The following is a 20,836-nucleotide window of genomic DNA, read 5'->3' as shown; positions in this document are numbered from 1 at the left end:
ATAAAAATTGAAGTACTCAAATTTGAGTACTTTTAATAAAGTATTTCATCATTTTATGGTATTATTCATTTGCTGTCAACTAAGAAATTCTTGTACGATGACAAGCTTTTTAAAAGCATATAAAAAAGAGGCTAGTAGTTTTAGCCTCTTTAACTAGTTTATTTGTTTAGCTTCATCTCTCGTTATAATCCGATATTCGATTTTCAAAAAAGGAACACCAAACAGCTTCATTTTATGAATCGCTGTAAGTTCTCTTTTTGTTGTTTGTTCAATTACAAAGTTTTCAGATAGCGGTAGCCTAAACAGCCATGTACCAATTGCCAAATATATACCCGGATCTTCGCCCCCTGTGCTTGATAACTCAAGAGTGTCTGTAATGCAATCGAGCTTTAATATGCCTATCATGGTTGAGAACGGAAGAGGGAGCGCTATATTCATATAGGCTCTTCCTTGCGTTTTATGGCTGGAGTATATAGCAGTGAAAACAGTACGGCCATTGACTTTACGTATCCATGCCCTCGGAGAGTTTCTGCCATCTAAAGCTTCATTTACGCTTAGAATTGTCCCATTCATTTCCACTACTTGTTTCGATACAGGAAGATTTAACTGCTGAATTAATCTACTGACAGGCTTATAGATTAATAGTAGCGGCTTGAACCAGCCTGCCCAATGGACTGCCGCAAACAACCGGTATTTGTCTGTATGCTCATAAAAATCAACAATCATCGGCGGTAATCTTCTTATGTCCACAAACATGCTTAAATCATCGACGAGCCCAGACTTGGCTGTATTTTCTGGGGTTAATTGTCCCCTTATGTTGCTGACTGGAAAGCTCCAAGCAGGCTGTTTCGTTTTCGGCAGGTGAATTGCCCAGCCAATTATTCCTAGCAGTCCAAATAACAGGCAGTTCACTAAACCATGAAAAATGAGCATAAAATCCAATGTCACATACCACTTTCCAAAGGCTCGCCCTACTGAATAGATAAGAGAAAATAGAATAGTAACACCAAGTGAGCTATAAGAAATACGAATGAGTAATCCTTGCAGAAAGGCAGGGAATTTTGTTTTCATCGCTAAATAAATTAATCCATAAATGCCAAAAATATAGAAAATAACAGATATAAATTCAAGCAGCGGCCAAAACGTAATACCGACAGCTACTAACATAGGTGCAGCTAATATTATCGGCACGAGGATATTATAAAGTTTGGATGTATGAATTCGGCCAAATAAACCGATCGATACTGGCAGTATAAATGCAGAATAATGAAAGTGTATTGCTGTCAGCCAGTTGAGCATGTGACTAAAACCAGTATTAATCCCGTTTATATGAATGAAAAACCAAATTCCCCCCATAAACAGATACATCATTCCTATATCAATTGAAATCTCCGCCCAGTTTACAAAACCGCGTTTTAAAAAACGACGTACACCTGACAATGCTACTGTAAGCGTAAATAGTAAGTAAATTATAGATAATATCATTTGTCCAGTATGTATAGTGATAACTTGCAGTAAAAGTACAGAAAAAAGCCCTGTCCAGATAAAAATAATCTGCTTCTTGTTTAGTTCCATTATCAACTGAAGTGTCATTGGTACAAGGATTTGCTGTGCTGCAGTCAATAACAAAATATATGGCTCAGTTGTCAAAAAACAGTTTGTCAGAAATAAAATAACTCCACCAACTATTAAAGTGTTAGAGCTGTTCAGATGTGAACCCGCCTTCATAAGCCATCAACCTTCCTATAATCGGATTGTGGATACGAACTTGAATCGTATAAACGTCGTTGATATCATCATACCCCTCCATAACCGTTACTTTTCCTTCAAAAAGCTTAGGTATAGGAATTTCCCATTTTCCTAGCAGAAGGCGCTGAGCTCCAGATTGAATCTGTAAGCTCCCCTCTTGGGTAACAATGAATTTTAAATCAGAGTAAAACAAGTTCGGTTCTCCTAAATAATCTTTTACAATCCTTCGTTTTGCATCAATCGTCATAAACGCGTTAAATTGTCTAGTAACATGTTGAAAATAAAAGGTCCGCTCCCAATAGATTTCTTGTTCTCCATTTGGAAGCTGTTTTGCAGTGTTTCGTATCGTAAATGGAATATTGCTTCCCTCTTCTGGGAAAAGAAACTTCCAACGCACGGCCAATTTTAAAAAGGGCTTGAGCCAGCTTTTTCCGCTTATGATGGACAGCATTGTTCCCCTGCCATGAAACGGATGTTGTAGTGAAATCGAATAGCGTTCTTGCAGTTTTGGATGCAGCCTGTTGAACTCTTCACCTAAAATTTCTTTATAAATCATTGACTAACCCTTCCTTCTAGTACGGATACAGTTAGCAGCTGTCGGCAAATCTTTTCCAAGCTGAAAACCTACAAATGATAAAATCCACAGACTCAAGTTAAATGTTAGCGGGTTAAAGGGATGTGTCATAATCGACGGGTCTGCAATCACTGCAGACATTGTTAATATAGGGAAAATAATTAATTGAAGTGCATGCAATACAGTCTTTTTGCGGTATACTAGCCAAACTACACCAAACATTATTTCAGCAGCTCCAATGAGCCGCAATAGCAGTCGAACCTTTTCTCCTTCGATAGAAGTTAAGTGGGATAGTATTGTCAGCTCTGCAGAATGCATCGCTAATAGCTTTGGCACTAGACCTTGATAAACCCAAACTAGAAAGAATAGTGCTGTAATAAGTGCACTGCAGCAAAACCGTAAGTATTGGAGCCTTGGCAATTCTCCCTTTTCGAGCCACCGCTTTAATACGTCAAAACTTAAGGCAGTCCCCCAGCCAATTAGCGGTCGAAAAAAGAAATCAACCATCCTTCCAAACAGTCCTTTTTGACGTATTTCATAATCATATTGTGTTAAGAATATCATCCCTTCATCGGTGGGTAGGTATTGCCAGTATCCCTTTCCTTCCTTAATGGGAGAAATTTTTTGGTTTGTACCAAAATGAAGGGAGGATGTTCTTGTACCGTCCTGTTTATTATGATCCCCAACGCTTTTTCCCCACCCTGCCACTTTTACACCAAAGCCAATTTTCCTTTCATATAGAAAGAACTGCGGTTCTTCTTCGGTATCTTTCGGCAAATATGAAATGGAAGAAAACCGAATATCCCATTGCTCATGCAGTTCAGGTGTTTGTGTTTTCTTCCATACCTCTTTTAGGTCGGCTTTAATTGGAAGCTCTACATATATTGGTTTATGTTTCATAACACTACCTCTAGTTTATGTGATTTATTTCACAAAATATATTAACAAAAATCTTCCTCCGTTATAATGCCATTATATCAGCTTTCACTATTTTATAAAGGACTTCTTGAAATTTTTTCCTCTTTCATCAGAAACAAGCTGCCTGTTAGACAGCTTGTTATCATAAATAAGAGTGCTTCCTTTTCATATCTGTTACTAAGTGGGGATTGTCTCGCTTCATTTTTGCAACAAGCTCAGCTGCTCTCGCATGATCCTCTTTCAGTACCTCTAATTCTTTTTCAGTTATTCCCACCAATTGAAGAAAATCCACCCTGCCATGAACAGTGTCCATCCCAACCGCTTCTGTGTCTTGTACGACTAATAATGCTGTAATATCGGATTCTACTCCGATATGAATGGAAGTTCCATTCCCAGCAATATATTGGAGCGGTTCAAAAAAACGCTGTTGTGTAAATGTATAGCGAGCTAGATTGGAGAGCATATCAAGTGACCACATACAATCATCAAGAGTGTCTTCGTTTAATTTCATCGTCATTTCATAGCCCCATTTACTCCACTCCCCTCCAAAGGCCTCTGTGTCTGTATACAGCTCTGTCATGCCGTATGTAACGATATGTTTGTATCCATGAGACGATTCGTAAATACTATAACCGTCCAAATATTGATCACCGCCAAAAATCGCTCTTGCGTGCAGGTCTGTACCAAAATGCGAGGGTTCCTGATTGGGATACAGGTTCTCAAATACAGCATCAATAGCATCCCACCCTGGTGCCCAATCTTCTTGTTCAGCTGCCAATCTTTTATATTCTTGTTTATCCATTGTATTTAAACTCCTTCCTGGGATTCCCTCATTTTATTAAGCCATATTCTCGATAATACTTGTGAAAATTTCCGTATAGGTTTTTTGTAAATAATGTCCTGCTGGGATCCAGTTTTACAAAGCTTCCTCTCAGATACTAAAACCGTAACAAGCATTTCCTCAGAACAATTGATTTCATATTATGCAATTGTTAACTCCAGTCCCAAGCAAGCAAAGGATGACACCCACCCGTCTGTTTGCGCACGAATACAGGCTTCGTAAACCCTTCTATGCGTTAATAATCTGGAGAAATCCATGAATCATAAAAAAGGAATGCCACTTCAACAAGTTCGTAATAAATACTAGCTTTGTTAACATTACTATGGCATAAACTCCCTCCCAAACGAATATTATTTTAATCTGTACTTACCATTTTAGCATTTACATCCAATATATGGATATAAAAAAATCTAGATTCATATTTTCAAAGATTTTTTTAAAGATTCCGTGCTGAATATTCTTTGTGCAGCTTGGGAAAACTAATTATATCGCTTGTTCAGAGCCCTTTTGATAAGTTATGCTTTACTTTAGACAAGCAAAATCTATGCTTGAACTTATTGAGTTTAATCAGTCATTTTTTATTAAGAGTATCATAGTATATAAAAAGCAAAGCACATTCGTTGGCGCGAATGTGCGTTAAAGAAATAATTGGTTATTTGCTTTTTTTATTTTGTTTATTTCGGTATTCGTCTAACCAACGAAATAAGCGTTCCTTGTCTGCGGCTTCGGCTTTTTTCTTTCTTTCTGTATTGGCGTGCAGAAAATAAAGGATAAGCCCAACAACAGCCCAGATTGCTAACCACTTGTATGCCCAGTCGTCCATTAAGAATTGAACCATATCCAAAATTGGCGTTTTGGAGAATGAAACAGTTCCGTCTACAAATCCATCGCGAATCCGCTTAAAATTTTCAAACATGGCAGTCAATACAAACCCGCCGTAGAGAAAATTAGAAATGGACAGAAGCACCTTCTTCATGTTTAAATCACCTCCGTGACAACGAAGAGTGTCCTAAAGTTTCCTTGGCGTAAGTGCGAATAGACGACTCGGGCTAAGCTTTATTTTTTCCTGCAACACATCCCCCCTTTCAATACCACAAAAAGGAAAAACCACATAATATCCTTATCAGAATTAAATATATTAATTAATTGGCGAAAATATTCCTATTCTATTTGAACTTTATTAGGCTTTTTAGGAGTGCTGCAAATTTTATTGGGATTTGTATTTTGGAGGGGTTATTAGCTTTGTTTACAGTATTGCCAGTTCCCTTCCCTGGCTATTCACTACTGCTTGTCCCTATTTTAAATTGAGACTTTCTTCGCGTCTCTTCATACCTACATCTATTTTTTTGCATCATTGTGCTTGCTGCTTTCCATACATATGCGAATAAATTCCTTTACTACGGGAGGAAGATTCTCGCCTTTGCGTGTACAAATGGCAATAATATTCTTTATTGGCGCTACTTCAACAAACACCCTCGCAAGCTGTCCTGTCTTCACATACTCCTTAACAACTAGCGAGGACACAAAGTTAACGCCATAGCCTGTCATAACAGAACGGACAGCCTCATTTAAGCCTGTAAACTGCAAAGCAATTTTTGGCGGCGTTACCCGATGTGTTTGACATAAGGAAAAGAGTCTTTCCCTTGTTGAGCTCCCTGCTTCTCTCATGATAAAAGGCTCTTTCATAACATCCTCAAGTGATACCGTACAGTTCGCAAGCCTATGCTGCGGGGAAACGACGAACCAAATCTCATCCTGAAAAAGCTCCCGCCACTCTACTTCCTCCATTTGCTCTTCCCTTCCGCCTGCATACATGGCTATATCCGCCTTATAATGAATCAATTCACCAAAAGCATCCTGTGAATTTCTCGTCGTAATACTAATCTCTACCTCTTCATTATCTGCTTTGAATGCTGCTGCCCATTGCGGGATTAAGAAGTTAGCAGGCAGATAGGTTGCAGCAATGTGAAGCCGTCCTTTTTTCGCTGTTTTATAGTCTTGCACAAATTGTTCTAGTTGTTTTTCATGAGCAAAAAACAACGCTGCTTTTTGCGCTAACGTTTCTCCAAATGGGGTTATCGTAAACTTTTTTCCATTCTTATGAAACAAAGGAATTCCTAGTTCACTTTCAAATTGCTTTATTTGGCTAGAAACAGCTGGCTGACTGATCCGCAGAATTTCAGCAGCTTTAGTAAAGCTGCCAACACTAGCTACATGATGAAACAGCCTTAATCCGTGAAGGTTCATTTTAACTCCTCCTTATAAGTTTTATTTATATAAATATAAAAATCATATATTTTATTTATGTAAAATTATAACTTACAATGGATATATAATCCAAAAGGAGTTGGTTACAATGAAAATTGATAAAACTTGGAGTTCCGTTGACCACTATTTTACGGAGCGGCTTCAGCCAGAAAGTAAAGAATTGGAGTATGTTAGAGACAATAATCAAAAGAATGGACTTCCCGAAATTGATGTCACTCCAACACAAGGAAAATTTCTCGCCATGCTCGCACAGCTTAAAGGAGCCAAAAACATTTTAGAAATCGGCACTCTCGGCGGCTACAGCACCATTTGGCTGGCCCGCACACTCCCCCAAGACGGCAAACTAGTCACCCTAGAAACAGACCCCAACCATGTAACAACAGCTCAAGAAAATATAAACTCAGCAGGATTAACAGATAAAGTTACTATTATTGAAGGTGACGCACTAAACACATTGCCTACATTACAAAACACAGGCTTCGGTGAGTTTGATTTTATTTTCATCGATGCAGACAAACCAAATAATCCCCACTATATAAAATGGGCAATCCAATTGGCTGCAAAAGGCGCAGTGATTGTTTCCGATAATGTGGTTCGCGACGGAGAAGTGATAAATAAGAACAGCTCCGATGAAAAAGTAATTGGAGTCAGGAAATTTATCGACATCCTTGCAGAAGATGAACGAGCTGATTCTGTTGGTATCCAGACAGTAGGAGAAAAAGGATATGACGGATTTGTATTAACATTGGTTCATTAATGAAAAAACGGAAGAGCATTGCTCTTCCGTTTCTCACATCATAGGGTTGTTTCCTCTTTAGATCGAGGCTTCCGTTCTTCCTTGTATCCTCCCTTAGGATGATCGCCATTTGAGAAGATAATAAAAAGAATCGAAAAGAAAACAAACAGATTTTTCAACTTAAAAACGCTTCTTTCTAGATTAATAGATATAAAAACATAACAATTATATACCGTCCATCCTAAAAAGACAATTGTCCTAATTACCCTTTTTCCCTATCCCTGCAGCAAGGGCAAGGAAAATGTATGGATACGCCAACAGGTTCAGCTCAAGAAAACCAAACCCTGAAAATATGTATATATCAGAATTATAGCCGTCAGAATAATAACCAGATCCCATCATGTACGCACCAACTAACAAATACGTAAAAATAGAAATTCCCAGCAAGCTTTTTCCTATCCAGTTATACTTCACTTTGGCGAAACTGATAAAAACAATCAGTATATATAATAGCCCTAAAGCTACTAAGAAATAAGGAATATAAAAAGGTTCATAGAAAAACTCACTCTCCCCTTGAATTAACCTATTTTCAACAGACATTGTTTACCTCCAAGTTGTTAAAGTTGAACCTATTATTCTATAGGGTTAGAATTCCTATTAATACCATTGCTATAGGTATGAGAGAAAGTCCAATCCATCGTTTTTGCTTTTTCCATAAACCTTTTACTAACATTATTATCCCTATTACTAATACTACTGCTGTCGATCCTATCATGTGATTCCCCTTCACTAAATCAATTTTAATAATGCAATAAGATTATTTACACCATGTGCAATTATAGAAGTTTCCAATCTTCCTGTCTTAACGTAAACGAATCCAAACAACAAGCCCATCACCGTATAAGCAATAAAAGCCTGCAAGGTAAAACCTGCTATAACATGTACGCCCCCAAATACAAGTCCGCTTACGATAATACCTATATATTTATGCCTAAAAAATAAATGCCCAACAATAATCTTTCTAAAAAAGAATTCTTCGATAATTGGAGCCAAAATTATAATAGTAATGACAGAAAGGCCAGTCATTTGTATAAACTCTTCTGCTTTCTGTTGATTTTTAGGAACTGTGAAGTCTGGATCTTTTCCTAATAGAAAAAGCAGCCCTATTAACAGTGCAGTAAGAATAAATTTTAGAAACAGCAACAATATAGCCCATCCTAAATCAGCCCATTTAATTACTAGCTTTCTTTTAATGAACAAGTTTGACCATTTATATAAAGCTATTATGCAAAAAAGTATTGCTAGTAGTTTAAAAAAAGTAATATAGTACTGAATTGGTTTATTAACTTCCAGATATCCATCAAAAGCAGTCGACTCAATTCCAACACCCATCCAGTAAAACGGATATAACACCAGATATGGAATGAATTTCATACAGCACAAATATAAAATAAAAATCCATAAATAATAATTAAGTATGTATTTCTTCATTGCCCACTCCTAAATATTCACGTAATTAAAAAGAAATAGATTCCAAGGGAACCTATTTCTAAATTTAGTATATAAAACCATATTATCCCACAAATGATTATATAGTACTTTTATATTTTTTTAAATGGTTTTATTAATTCAGCACAGTATTTTTATACTTCTCAACAAGTCTAGTAAGTATTAACTAGCAATAATTTATGAAAAAAATAAAAACAGATTTCACTTATTAACGTTGCTAACAACTAAAGCCCTCCTCAACAAGTATAAGCAATAGTCCCCTTTGCCTTAAGCCTATTCCCTATCGATTACAAAAGCCGCTTTGCCCTCATCTAAATAGTCTTCTAGTTCCTTAAAACCAAAATAGGTAACTCCTTGTGTTTTTGATACACATATAATCATATTGTTTACATCATCCATTTCTTTAATGGAGAATCTACAACCATCGAAGATGAATTGCAATCCTAACGGAGGATTCTCATGATTGCCATTGCAGCTATGCTCCCTTTTTTCCTCAACGACTTTCATACTTTCACCTCTATATAATTTTAAATATCATCTGGCCGGTACTCTAAAATGTCTCCAGGTTGGCAATCCAGCGCCTTACAAATTGCTTCCAAAGTAGCAATCCGTATTGCTTTTGCTTTCCCGTTTTTCAAGATGGAGAGGTTCGCCATGGTGATGCCGACTTTCTCCGAGAGCTCTGTCACGCTCATTTTTCGTTTCGCTAACATCACATCTATATTTATTACAATTGCCATGTTATACACCTCAAATCGTATGCTCGTTTTCATCTTTAATTACAATTGCCTCTTTTAGTAGCTTTTGAAGGACAGCAGCAAACACTGCAACGACGATTGCTGCAAAAATAGGAACCATACCAAAAAGGACAAGTCCGGGAGCATCGTCTAGTTGTGCTACAAAAAATACGAATGGCAGCATAATAACATACAAGCAACTAATTGAAATGGCACAGTATTTTATCCATTTCAAAGCAACCACTGATTCTTCAGAAAATGCATGGTTATGATCAATATAATTTAAAAGTCGGAATGCTTGAAACAACGCATAAAAATAAGGTGCTGCTGATGCATACATTATAGTAACTATAGGATATAAAGCTTCAGCATAGTCTGGATTTGCAGTATGTGAAGGCAACCAAGTTAAACCTAAAATCCCTAGAACTAAAACTGGAATCCCTAAAAGAAAAACAGCTAATTTTAAAAAAGAAGTGGAACCTCGTTTCATTTAAAAACACCTCGCTATAATAATTCACAAAATGAATTTACCATATATTTTATCGTATTACAATAAATAATTATTGCTTTTTATTACTTTATTATTGTATTACATATTTTCAAAAAGTGTATCTGCTGGGAATGCCGATAATATTTATATACAAAACAATTAAATAAAATGAACCAAGAGTTAAACGTATTTGCTGTATTTAATAGGATTCATAGAAGAAAACCAGCTGAGGGATTTTGCAGAATTTAATTAAAATCATAGTGGAGAAATGATGAAGGGCGCAGGAATGAGTTAGGTGTATAAACAAAAAGAGATGTCTAATTGAACATCTCTTTACATTATTCATACTCCTCTAGCTCAGGTCTAACGAAGGATGGTAAAGTCGCACAAATATTTTCATAAGTAGAAAACTTTGTATTATTGGAAAGCCCAATTACACTATCACCATCATATCCTATCCAAAATAAACTAACCGCTTTATCAAATTTTACAACTGGCACTTCATCCCTTTTGCCTTCCCAATTACCCTGCCATACACGTTCTTCTGTTGAAAATATATCTTTATTGGTAGACCACATAACTAGATCATTTGAACTCCCCATTGAAATATATCGAGGGAGAATTTTCTTTAACTGACTTATAGTCTCTACTGTTGATACAGATAGGAATCTATCACGTTTTTTGTATAGATATTTAATAGTAATATCATTTTTGAGACATGCTTTCTCAAGGTTACGCTTCCAGTAGTCAGAATATTCAGCACAAAAATATAGAGGAAATGCTTGAATATTTTCCATCCACGACGGTATTAAATTCGGATTGCATCTCGGAAGATAAAACTTATCTAAAATAAAGACATATAAGGGCGTCTTGACCATCCCAAAAGGAAAAAATCCTCCTGCATCTGGTTCTGTATTATAATAATGTTTTGGTAAAAAACCTATTCCAATTTTCAATTCTTCATCTCCTTGTAAAACATACAGATTTAAGATTTATATATTCCCTCGTGCTAGAAAACAAGACCAGTACCTTTTGACAGCCTGATAACTTATTCACCATAAAGCTTACTAAACCCTTCTATATGACAAATGTCATATAGCGTATATGACATGTATGTCTGCAATTATGTTTGGTTTATAATTATACTGGAGATATCCATTAATAGAAGGGAATCTAATAATGAATATAAAAAACTTAAAACAATTGAGAACGGCTGTAGCGCCCTTTGAGAAATCCGCTATGAAAGCAAGTATCTGGCAGCTTGCCAATACTATTCTGCCCTTTGTTTTACTCTGGTACTTAGCCTACAAAAGCTTGAGTATTTCTTATATTTTAACCTTTGTCATTTCAATTGCTGCGGCAGGATTTTTGGTAAGAATTTTTATCATTTTCCATGATTGCTGCCACTTTTCTTTCTTTAAGAATCGTAAGGCTAATAAGATTTTAGGGACAATTACAGGAATCCTGACTTTATTTCCTTACAGCAAATGGCAGCATAGCCACTCTATTCACCATGCAACAAGCAGCAACCTGGATAAGCGTGGTGTCGGTGATTTATGGATGATGACGATTGATGAGTATGAAAATGCCTCTTTTTTTGTAAAGATACAATATCGTTTGTATCGCAATCCATTCATTATGTTTATTTTAGGACCTATTTATGAATTCCTTTTAGCTAATCGCTTTAACCGTAAAGGTGCTAGATGGAAAGAACGGCTAAATACGTACGCAACTAATATTTCCATTGTGTTATTAGTTATTCTCCTTGGCAGTACGCTTGGCTGGTCCTCTTTCTTGCTTGTACAGCTGCCTATTTTTCTTATTTCTGGCTCTGTTGGAGTTTGGTTATTTTATGTGCAGCATACTTTTGAAGATACTTACTTTGAGGAAGATGAAAATTGGGATTATGTAAAGGCTGCTGTAGAAGGAAGCTCCTACTATCACCTGCCTAAATGGATGCAATGGCTGACTGGCAATATTGGCTATCATCATGTGCACCATTTAAGTCCAAGGGTTCCTAATTACAATCTAGAGCTTGTTCATAACCAGACCGAGCCCCTGAGAAATGTGCCAACTGTCACACTGGCAAGCAGTCTTCGTTCTTTAAAATTCCGGTTGTGGGATGAAAAAGACAAAAAGTTTATCAGTTTCCATGAATGGAAAAAACAAAAGAAGTCCCTTGACTTGTCTGCCGGATCAGAAATCCAATAATACAAACAAACTTTAAGAGCAGCAATTATAAGGTTTTATGCCATTTAATTGCTGCTATATTATGTTAAAATGGACGAATGACAGCTAATAAATAATGAGGTTAGAAACTGATGATAAAAAGATTAGAGGTTTTAAAAAAAAGCACCGGTATTTCTCCTTATATTTGGACATTACTTACTATTTTGCCCTTTTATTTTATATTCCACGCCTCTTCAGCAGTTGATGTGATATCTGGTATTATCCTTACTATTTTATTTTTTCTATTTTACAGATTTGCTTACCTTTCAAAAGGTTGGACGATATATTTATGGCCGTCCCTTTTAATCGGGATATCCACTTTTGCTATTTATGCATACAGCTATGTATATTTTTCTTTTTTCCTATCCTATTTTATCGGAAATATAAAGAAACAGATTCCTTATTTCATCTTATATTTTATACACCTGGCAGTTACAACATTCGCCATTTACTTCAAGGTGATAATTGGTGATCCCTTGCTGTTAAAGCAGCTTCCCTTTGTGTTAATCATCTGGTTTGGCGTTATTTTATTGCCATTGACCATCCATAACCGCAAAGAGAGAGGCCAGCTGCAGGAAAAGCTGGAAGATGCGAATAAGCGTATATCCAATTTAGTTAAACTAGAGGAAAGACAGCGAATAGCAAGAGATCTTCATGATACACTTGGTCAAAAGCTATCCCTTATCGGCTTAAAGAGTGATTTAGCAAGAAAATTAGTCTATAAGGACCCAGAACAAGCGCGCTTGGAGCTTAAAGATATTCAGCATACTTCAAGAACTGCATTAAATGAAGTCAGAAAAATGGTCTCTGAAATGCGCGGTATAAAATTAAAAGACGAGCTCCTCCTTGTAAAAAAAATATTAGAAGCAGCCGAAATAAGCCTAATTAGTGATATAGCTTCCAATCTTAAAATTTCTTCAATTGCAGAAAACATTATTAGTATGTGTTTAAAAGAAGCTGTTACTAATGTAGTTCGGCATAGCAATGCCACCTCTTGCTACATAAGCATCAGCCAAAACAAAAAAGAAACAATTATGAAAATCAAAGATAATGGCACCAGTCCTTTTAAGGAAGAAGATGCTCATAAAGGAAACGGATTAGCAGGCATGAGAGAAAGATTGGATTTTATCAACGGTACTATCGAGATTACCGCTAAAGAAGGAACGATATTACATATATCTGTTCCACATGATGGAAAAATAATGGAACGGGAGGACTTACTATGATCAGGATTGTCATTGCCGAAGACCAGCGCCTTCTTTTAGGTGCATTGGGTTCATTGCTTGATTTAGAAGATGATATCACGGTTGTCGGCAAAGCAAACAATGGGGAAGAAGCAATCCAGCTAGTCAAGGAAAAAAATCCTGATATTTGTATAATGGATATAGAGATGCCTGCCAAAACAGGCTTGGAAGCAGCGGAAGAACTCATGAGCCATCCATGCAAAGTCATTATTTTAACTACCTTTGCCAGGTCAGGCTATTTCCAGCGTGCATTGAAAGCGGGCGTATCAGCCTATTTGCTCAAGGATAGTCCAAGTGATGATTTGGCAAAAAGCATCCGCAGTGTGATGGAAGGAAAAAGAATTTACGCACCAGAATTAATTGATGATGTATACAAAGAAGAAAATCCCCTTACAGAGCGGGAAAAAGAAGTTCTTATGCTGGTTGCAAATGGAAAAAACACAAAAGAAATTGCCCAAGAGCTATCCATTAAGACAGGAACAGTGCGAAATTATATCAGCATGATACTGGATAAACTGGAAGTTAAAAATCGCATAGAAGCCATCACCAGATTTAAGGAAAAAGGATGGTTCAAGTAAAAAGGACTGGCACCCCAGTCCTTTTTACTTCTCTTTCATTTAATTATCTTTTGTAACTAATTTAAGCGGTGCAGCGATAATTTCCTCTACCTTTTTACCTTGTAAAACATCTCTTGCAGCATCCACAGCAAGCTTACCAATTAACTCAGGTTGTTGAGCAACTGTCGCTTCCATGTCTCCTGATTTAATCGCATTTAATGCGTCGTCATTTCCGTCAAATCCAATGACCATAACATCCTTACCAGAGCTATTAATTGCCTCGATTGCTCCTAATGCCATTTCATCGTTATGAGCAAATACTGCTTTAACATCTGGGTTTGCTTGCAGAAGATTCTCCATAACAGTTAATCCTTTTGTCCGATCAAAATCTGCTGCCTGTTTAGCAATGATAGTCAATTTTTCATCTGCTATATTATGAAAGCCCTGACCTCTTTCCCTTGTAGCTGATGCCCCTGGAACTCCTTCTAATTCAATAACTTGTGCTTTTTCTCCTAACTTTTCTATCATATAGTTTGCGGCCATTTCTCCACCTTTTATATTATCTGAAGCTACTAATGCTTCTACTATTCCTTTATCTGCAGAACGATCCAAAGTAACTACTGGTATGCCAATATTATTTGCTGATTGAACTGCTGTTGAAATAGATGCCGAATCGGTTGGGTTTATAAGCAAAGCATCTACCCCTTGCTGAATTAAATCCTCCACATCGTTAACTTGTTTGGCAGAATCATTTTGTGCATCGACGATAATAACTTCCATCCCTAAGCTTTTCGCTTCTTTAACCACACCATCTCTTAAAGAAACAAAGAATGGGTTGTTTAATGTAGAAACCGATAAGCCAATTTTAATATCTTCTAAATCCTTCTTTTTATCTGGTTTTGCCCAGCTAGGCGGTTGCATGGAACACGCACTTAGAAGCATAAGTGTTAGTGATAAACATAAAACGATTAATTTTTTCATCATGATCTCTCCCTATACTACTTTTTACGATCAAGTAATACTGCAATTAATATAACGATTCCTTTAACTACCATTTGGTAAAAGGATGAAACTCCAAGAAGATTCAAGCCGTTATTTAAGGTACCGATGATTAACGCACCGATAAGTGTCCCGAAAATTCTTCCTTTTCCTCCTGAAAGGCTTGTCCCACCTAATACAACTGCTGCAATCGCATCAAGTTCATAGGAAGTGCCAGCTGTAGGCTGTGCTGAATTTAAGCGAGAAGTAAGAATTGCACCAGCCAAAGCTGCAAGCATTCCGGACAGACTATAAATCATGATTTTTACTTTTGGTACTTTAATACCTGATATTAAAGCTGCTTTTTCATTTCCACCAATCGCATATGTTTTGCGACCAAATGGCGTTTTGTGTAGAAGAATGAATAAGAAAGCAAATGCAAGAATCATCGTAATAGCTGGAACAGGTATACCTAGGAAATAACCACGACCAAATAACTGAAACAGGTAGTTATCACCAAGACCAGTTATCGGATTTCCACCAGTATAAACAAGTGTTAATCCTCTGAAAATCGTCATTGTTGCTAGTGTTGCAATAAAAGGAGCCATTTTTCCCTTTGTTATAAATAGTCCGTTTACCATTCCCATCAAAGCACCAAGAATACAGCCAACTAAGATTGCCACAATCGGATCTACACCAGCTACCATCATCCCTGCTGTCAACGCGCTAGATAAAGCAAGAATAGCTCCGACAGATAAATCAATTCCTCCAGTTAAAATCACAAAGGTCATCCCAAAAGCAATAAGTGCATTAATCGCAACCTGTCTTAAAAGATTTAAGAGATTCAATGGTTCTAGAAAACTAGGATTTAAAATGGACACAATAATAACTAATATTATTAAACCTAGTAATGGTCCTAACTTTTGTGTAATTGCATTCATCATATTCGTCTTGCTAGGTTGTGTTACTGTATTAATAGGATTCATTTTATTGACCTCCTGTTGCCAATGTCATAATTTTTTCTTGGGTCGCATTTTCTTTCAATAATTCTCCATTTATTTTTCCTTCATGAATGACGAGGATTCGATCACTCATGCCAAGAATCTCTGGTAATTCTGAGGATACCATGATAATTGCTACACCTCGTTCTGTTAATTCATTCATAAGTTGATAAATTTCTCTCTTTGCCCCAACGTCTACTCCTCTAGTTGGTTCATCCAATATGAGCAGCTTTGGTCCAATTCCTACCCACTTGGCAATGACGACTTTTTGCTGATTTCCGCCTGAAAGCTTTCCAACAGCAATGTCTTTCGATTCCGTTTTTACTGTCAAGCGTTTGATAAGCATATTAACAAAGTCTGTCTCATTTTTTTCCTGGATAATTCCTTTTGGTGCGAAGCTTGCAAGCGTTGGCAACACAATATTATCCCTTATGGAGAAATCAAGAATTAACCCCTCATCCTTGCGATCCTCTGTAATGAAACCAATACCTAACTTTACAGCCTGTTCTGGTGTCTTAATACTCACTTTCTTACCTTCCAGCCAAATTTCACCGCCATCCATTCCATCAAGACCAAAAATTGCTCGCATGATTTCGGTTCGGCCAGCTCCCATTAAGCCTGAAACCCCAACTATTTCTCCAGCACGAACAGAAAAGTTTATATCTTCAAATTGTCCTGATTTTGTTAAACCCTTTACTTGTAGAATCGTTTCACCCAATTGAGGCTCTCGGTTAGGAAACCGGTCTGTTAATTCCCTGCCAACCATTTTTTTAACAACCTCATCGAAATTTGTTTCTGGAATGGCCTTCGTATCAACGGTTTTCCCATCACGCATAACGGTAATTCTGTCACAGATCGAGAAAATCTCCTCCATTCGGTGAGAAATGTACACGATTGATACCCCTTCCTTTTTTAAAGAAGTAATCACATCAAACAGTTTGTTGATTTCTCTTTCTGTCAGTGCAGCAGTAGGTTCATCCATGATAATCACTTTTGCTTCTGTCATTAATGCCTTCGCGATTTCAATCATTTGCTGTTCTCCAACAGAACAGCTTCCCGCTTCTTTATCTAACGGAATGGATACTGCTAATCTATCAAATTGCTTTTTTGCTAACGCTTTCATTTCGGCGGTTTTTAAAAAACCAAAGGAATTCTTTCGTTCCTTGCCAATAAATAAATTTTCAAGAACTGTCATATCAGGCCAAATATTTAATTCCTGATGGATAAAGGTGACTCCATTTTGCTCTGCTTCTTTTGGATTCTTAAAGTAGATTTCTTCTCCATCAATTGTGATTTTTCCGTTATCACGGGCATGGAGTCCTGTAAGTACGTTCATCATCGTTGATTTTCCTGCCCCATTTTCCCCCATTAGGGCATGTACTTCCCCATCTAGCAAATCGAAATCAACACCTGTTAAAACTTGATTGGTTCCAAATGCTTTATGGATGTTTTCCATTGTAATTCGCATAATTACCACCTCATCTATTTAAAAAATACGCCTGATTGTAAAATACAGTTTGCATATGGTGTAATCTCACCTGTTCGGATGACTGCTTTAGCTTGTTTCGTTAATTGTTTAAATTCTTCATGGGAAACGTTTTCGATTTCAGCATCAGCGAATTTTCCCTTTAAGTAGTCAGCATGCTCTGGATTTCCTGCTTCTATTTCAGAGGCGATTATCACTTTTTCGATAATCATATCCTCTTCAACAGCATTCACTACATCAATAAATGTTGGAAAACCAGCCTTAATCGCTAAATCTATCTTTTTAACACCATCGGGAATTGGCAAACCAGCATCTGCGATTACAATATAATCGGTATGACCTAGGTCAGCTAAAACTTGTGCAATGTGACTGTTTAAAATTCCATAACGTTTCATTTTTACAAACTCCCTTCTACTTCTTCTCTTGTTGGCATTCCGCCTTGTGCACCAAATTTTGTTACAGACAAGGAGGCAGCCCGATTAGCAAAACGAATGCTATCTTCCATGCTTTTCCCTTCAGCTACTGCAACGGCAAAAGCCGCATTAAAGGTATCGCCTGCACCTGTTGTGTCAACTGCCTCAACAGAATAAGCGGGGATAACTATTTCATTGATTCCATCATAATAACGAACTCCATTTTTACCTTCAGTAACCAGCAATTTATTTGGAAACTCTTTTAATACCTCATGGATATCCTTGTCCTCAAAAAGAATAGCAGCTTCCGATTCATTTGGTGTAAGATAAGTAGCCTTTTCAATGACCGTTTTACTAATAGGTCTTGCTGGCGCTGGGTTTAGTAATAAAGGCACATTATTTGCAAAGCAAATTTCTACTACATATTCTACTGTTTCCTCAGGAATTTCTTGCTGGATTAGGACAACATCTGATTCAGAGATAACATTCAATGCTTTTTCAACTAGATCAGGTGTGACATAATCATTAGCACCTTTCACGACGATAATGCTGTTATCACCTTCTGCTAAGGTAATATGCGCTGTACCTGTTTCCGAATGTGTAACCCGTTCCACATAGGTTGTATTAACACCATTAGCAGTGAAATTGTTAACGATCGTTTCACCGAAATTATCTTCTCCTACACAACCGACCATAAATACTTCAGCACCAAGTCTGGCAGCTGCGACAGCCTGGTTAGCTCCTTTGCCACCAGGGACTGTCTTAAAGCTTTCTCCTATAATCGTTTCCCCTTGATTTGGTCGTTTGGAAGTTGTTACAACTAAATCTATAGAAGAACTACCAATAATCGTCATTTTAATCATTTTTCTCAACCTTTCTTGTTGTTTGCCTTTCAATAAAGGTAACAGGCATTTGGATATTCTTATTCACTAACGGCTTATTATCGATTAGATTTATTAATAGTTTTGCTGCTTCTCTTCCCATATCATAAGCAGGCTGTCTAATAGTAGAAAGGGACGGGAACAGCAGCTTGCTAAGCGGTATATCATCATATCCGATAATTTGTAAGTCATCGGGAATAGATCTTCCTATTCGCAACGCCTCATGTAGAATAGCTGCTGCACTAAGGTCGTTGCTTGCAATTACCCCGTCTGTTTCAGGAAATTTCTCAAATAGAGTTTTAGCCATTTTTTCAGCATCGTGAAAGCCAAACGATGAAGTAATTACCTGAAAGTCTACATTAGCATTACATAGCTCATCAACAGCACCTTTGAATCTGTCTTGTGCTGTCCTTAGTTCAATCGGACCTCGAAGTAAAGCAATTCGCTTACTGCCTCTTCTAACCATTTCTTGTGCTGCTTTTTTCCCTCCAGCCAATCCATCTGCATACACAGAAGGATAAGTGCCTGTTATTCGATCCAGTAAGACGACAGGAAAAGACAGGTTTTCGTAAAGTTTTGTTTCCGCCTGATTTGTTGCTGAAATAATTCCTATTACATTATTTTGGTTAAAAGTCTGTATGTAATCTATTTCTTTTTCTAATTTTTCATCAGCATTCCCAATAATTAAATGAAGTCCCTGCTCCTGCATTTCGTCCTCTATCCCTCGAGCTAACTCAGGAAAGAAGGGATTTCTGATATCGGGAAGCAATAATCCAATTAATCGTGACTTTTTTTTATAAAGAGATCTTGCCACTTCATTTGGTTTGTAATTTAATTCTTTAATTGCCTCGTTTACTAGCTTCCTAGTATCTTCATGTGCATACCCTTTATTGTTTAATACTCTTGAGACGGTCGCCACAGATACTCCAGCTCTTTTCGCAACATCCCGTATAGTAGCCATGAATTCACCTCTCTTGTGTAACCGGTTACACACATAATATCATAGTATTATTTCCTATGCAACATTAAATATTATGGCCAGCCGGTTTAATCCATAAAAAAAAGCAGCAATTAGAAAACAGCTACTACAGAAACGCTTTTATTCTTTGTCTGCAATTCATTGCTTATCCTTTACAGCATCTAGATTGCTGCTTCCCCGACCAATAAAGAGGATTTCTGTTTCCTCACTAAGCTGAAATTGTTCTTACATTCTTTCTATTAGAATATCTAGAACACCTAGTGGTTTTAGTATTAATTCTCCGTTATCAATTGTTCTAGAAACTCGGAAATTTCGCTTTTGGAGTGGACAGCAAGATCGATACATCTATAATTCCCAGCACCTTTAAACAAAATCAATTGCTTCTTAGTCCACCCGATTCCTTTCTCGTAACAGCTTGCCTTGTCAACAGTTTCTCCATATAATCAGTTTCCTGAAGTAAGTCCGATGGTTACTTTGTTGTTCGCTTCTTGGATTTGTTCTATTCTATTTTTGAAGCTAACTACTTCTCCAACAACTATCATAGCTGGGTTCTTTATTTTCGCCTTTTGAGCAAGGCTTACAATACTTCCAATTGTACCTGTTATTGTCTTCTGTTCAGGCGTGGTACCTTCTTGAATAATGGCGACAGGTGTATCTTTGCACTTACCATGCTTGACTAATTGTTCACATATATATGGTAAATTCCCTACTCCCATATAAATAGCTAATGTATCAACCGATTTGACAAGACTTTCCCACTTGATGTCTGCTGGTTCTCCGTTTTTGCAATGACCTGTAATGATTGCGAATGAATTGCCAAGTTCTCGGTGTGTGATGGGAATTCCGGCATAAGCTGGGGCTGCAATCCCAGCTGTTACACCTGGTACGACTTCGTAAGCAATATTGTTCTTTACCAATTCCTCAATCTCTTCCGCTCCTCTGCCAAACACAAAGGGGTCTCCCCCTTTAAGTCTAGTAACCACTTTTCCTAAGCGAGCATAATGGACTAATAGCTGATTAATCATTTTTTGTGGCATGGTATGAAATTTCGGCTGTTTTCCACAATAAATGAATTCTGCATGAGGTTTTGCTTCCCGTAACAATTCTCTATTGACTAAACGATCATATACAATAACATCAGCCTGCTGTATACATCTCAATCCTTTAATTGTAAGTAAGTCTAAATTACCAGGGCCCGCTCCAACTATATATACTTTTCCCATCATCTTCCCCCCTTAAATCACAT

The 20,836-nt window shown here is 37.1% G+C and carries 23 protein-coding genes; 4 read left to right on the top strand and 19 right to left on the bottom strand.

The window, feature by feature from the left end:
- Positions 1-153: 153 nt before the first annotated feature.
- The 6 genes from M3600_RS21175 to M3600_RS21150 all read right to left on the bottom strand — a co-directional run bounded on the left by M3600_RS21175 (position 154) and on the right by M3600_RS21150 (position 6,329).
- Positions 154-1,728 carry a YndJ family protein gene (locus tag M3600_RS21175; protein WP_251647463.1) on the bottom strand — a complete coding sequence of 525 codons (1,575 nt, stop codon included), beginning with the start codon at positions 1,726-1,728 and terminating at the stop codon, positions 154-156.
- On the bottom strand, positions 1,697-2,305 hold the full coding sequence (locus tag M3600_RS21170; RefSeq protein WP_233315001.1) for a DUF4166 domain-containing protein: 609 nt from the start codon (positions 2,303-2,305) through the stop codon (positions 1,697-1,699). The genes M3600_RS21175 and M3600_RS21170 overlap by 32 nt, the downstream gene beginning before the upstream one ends.
- Positions 2,306-2,308: 3 nt before the next feature.
- Complete coding sequence (locus M3600_RS21165; RefSeq protein ID WP_237942986.1) at positions 2,309-3,223, bottom strand: DoxX-like family protein; 915 nt, start codon at positions 3,221-3,223, stop codon at positions 2,309-2,311.
- A gap of 160 nt (positions 3,224-3,383) precedes the next feature.
- A complete protein-coding gene (locus M3600_RS21160; protein ID WP_251647461.1) occupies positions 3,384-4,043 on the bottom strand; it encodes a suppressor of fused domain protein in 660 nt (219 codons plus the stop codon).
- 691 nt (positions 4,044-4,734) lie between these two features.
- On the bottom strand, positions 4,735-5,058 hold the full coding sequence (locus M3600_RS21155) for a hypothetical protein (protein WP_233314998.1): 324 nt from the start codon (positions 5,056-5,058) through the stop codon (positions 4,735-4,737).
- 362 nt (positions 5,059-5,420) lie between these two features.
- On the bottom strand, positions 5,421-6,329 hold the full coding sequence (locus tag M3600_RS21150) for a LysR family transcriptional regulator (RefSeq protein WP_251647459.1): 909 nt from the start codon (positions 6,327-6,329) through the stop codon (positions 5,421-5,423).
- 109 nt (positions 6,330-6,438) lie between these two features.
- On the opposite strand from M3600_RS21150, the gene M3600_RS21145 reads away from it, so the two are divergent.
- On the top strand, positions 6,439-7,107 hold the full coding sequence (locus M3600_RS21145; RefSeq protein ID WP_251647457.1) for an O-methyltransferase: 669 nt from the start codon (positions 6,439-6,441) through the stop codon (positions 7,105-7,107).
- 237 nt (positions 7,108-7,344) lie between these two features.
- On the opposite strand, the gene M3600_RS21140 is transcribed toward M3600_RS21145, so the two are convergent.
- From M3600_RS21140 to M3600_RS21115, 6 genes are all read right to left on the bottom strand, one after another.
- Entirely contained in the window at positions 7,345-7,686 is a 342-nt protein-coding gene (locus tag M3600_RS21140; protein ID WP_251647454.1) for a hypothetical protein, read from the bottom strand.
- A 189-nt stretch (positions 7,687-7,875) separates the two neighbouring features.
- The gene (locus M3600_RS21135; RefSeq protein ID WP_251647452.1) at positions 7,876-8,577 is read right to left on the bottom strand and encodes a CPBP family intramembrane glutamic endopeptidase; all 702 of its coding nucleotides are present in this window, start codon (positions 8,575-8,577) and stop codon (positions 7,876-7,878) included.
- Between the two features lie 291 nt (positions 8,578-8,868).
- Positions 8,869-9,102, bottom strand: a complete 234-nt coding sequence (locus M3600_RS21130; RefSeq protein ID WP_251647451.1) for a hypothetical protein — start codon at positions 9,100-9,102, stop codon at positions 8,869-8,871.
- A gap of 20 nt (positions 9,103-9,122) precedes the next feature.
- Entirely contained in the window at positions 9,123-9,335 is a 213-nt protein-coding gene (locus M3600_RS21125) for a helix-turn-helix domain-containing protein (protein ID WP_237942998.1), read from the bottom strand.
- A gap of 10 nt (positions 9,336-9,345) precedes the next feature.
- Positions 9,346-9,822: a DUF2975 domain-containing protein gene (locus M3600_RS21120; protein WP_233314991.1), complete on the bottom strand. Its 477-nt coding sequence runs from the start codon at positions 9,820-9,822 to the stop codon at positions 9,346-9,348.
- Between the two features lie 338 nt (positions 9,823-10,160).
- Positions 10,161-10,778, bottom strand: a complete 618-nt coding sequence (locus M3600_RS21115; protein WP_233314990.1) for a hypothetical protein — start codon at positions 10,776-10,778, stop codon at positions 10,161-10,163.
- Between the two features lie 223 nt (positions 10,779-11,001).
- Here M3600_RS21115 and desA point away from each other — a divergent pair, with 223 nt between their 5' ends.
- The 3 genes from desA (at position 11,002) to M3600_RS21100 (ending at position 13,873) form a co-directional block, all read left to right on the top strand.
- Positions 11,002-12,033 (top strand): Delta(5) desaturase DesA, encoded by a 1,032-nt coding sequence (desA, locus tag M3600_RS21110; protein ID WP_282581466.1) that lies wholly within the window; start codon positions 11,002-11,004, stop codon positions 12,031-12,033.
- A 110-nt stretch (positions 12,034-12,143) separates the two neighbouring features.
- Entirely contained in the window at positions 12,144-13,277 is a 1,134-nt protein-coding gene (locus M3600_RS21105; RefSeq protein WP_251647449.1) for a sensor histidine kinase, read from the top strand.
- On the top strand, positions 13,274-13,873 hold the full coding sequence (locus M3600_RS21100; protein ID WP_233314988.1) for a response regulator transcription factor: 600 nt from the start codon (positions 13,274-13,276) through the stop codon (positions 13,871-13,873). Before M3600_RS21105 ends, M3600_RS21100 begins: the two co-directional genes overlap by 4 nt.
- Positions 13,874-13,912: 39 nt before the next feature.
- On the opposite strand, the gene rbsB is transcribed toward M3600_RS21100, so the two are convergent.
- The 7 genes from rbsB to cobA all read right to left on the bottom strand — a co-directional run bounded on the left by rbsB (position 13,913) and on the right by cobA (position 20,813).
- Complete coding sequence (rbsB, locus tag M3600_RS21095) at positions 13,913-14,833, bottom strand: ribose ABC transporter substrate-binding protein RbsB (RefSeq protein WP_233315629.1); 921 nt, start codon at positions 14,831-14,833, stop codon at positions 13,913-13,915.
- A 17-nt stretch (positions 14,834-14,850) separates the two neighbouring features.
- Positions 14,851-15,816 carry a ribose ABC transporter permease RbsC gene (gene rbsC, locus M3600_RS21090; protein ID WP_396953833.1) on the bottom strand — a complete coding sequence of 322 codons (966 nt, stop codon included), beginning with the start codon at positions 15,814-15,816 and terminating at the stop codon, positions 14,851-14,853.
- A gap of 1 nt (position 15,817) precedes the next feature.
- Positions 15,818-17,299, bottom strand: coding sequence for a sugar ABC transporter ATP-binding protein (locus M3600_RS21085; protein ID WP_251647448.1), 1,482 nt, complete (start codon positions 17,297-17,299; stop codon positions 15,818-15,820).
- A gap of 14 nt (positions 17,300-17,313) precedes the next feature.
- Entirely contained in the window at positions 17,314-17,712 is a 399-nt protein-coding gene (gene rbsD / locus M3600_RS21080) for a D-ribose pyranase (protein ID WP_233314986.1), read from the bottom strand.
- 2 nt (positions 17,713-17,714) lie between these two features.
- Positions 17,715-18,593, bottom strand: coding sequence for a ribokinase (gene rbsK / locus M3600_RS21075; protein ID WP_251647446.1), 879 nt, complete (start codon positions 18,591-18,593; stop codon positions 17,715-17,717).
- A complete protein-coding gene (locus tag M3600_RS21070) occupies positions 18,586-19,572 on the bottom strand; it encodes a LacI family DNA-binding transcriptional regulator (RefSeq protein WP_251647444.1) in 987 nt (328 codons plus the stop codon). Before M3600_RS21070 ends, rbsK begins: the two co-directional genes overlap by 8 nt.
- 461 nt (positions 19,573-20,033) lie before the next feature.
- A complete protein-coding gene (gene cobA / locus M3600_RS21065; RefSeq protein WP_251647509.1) occupies positions 20,034-20,813 on the bottom strand; it encodes a uroporphyrinogen-III C-methyltransferase in 780 nt (259 codons plus the stop codon).
- Between the last annotated feature and the right edge of the window lie 23 nt (positions 20,814-20,836).

This window comes from Niallia sp. MER 6, assembly GCF_023714395.1.
In the GTDB taxonomy this organism is placed as follows: Bacteria; Bacillota; Bacilli; order Bacillales; family Cytobacillaceae; genus Niallia.
This window is presented reverse-complemented; position numbering and strand designations above follow the sequence as displayed.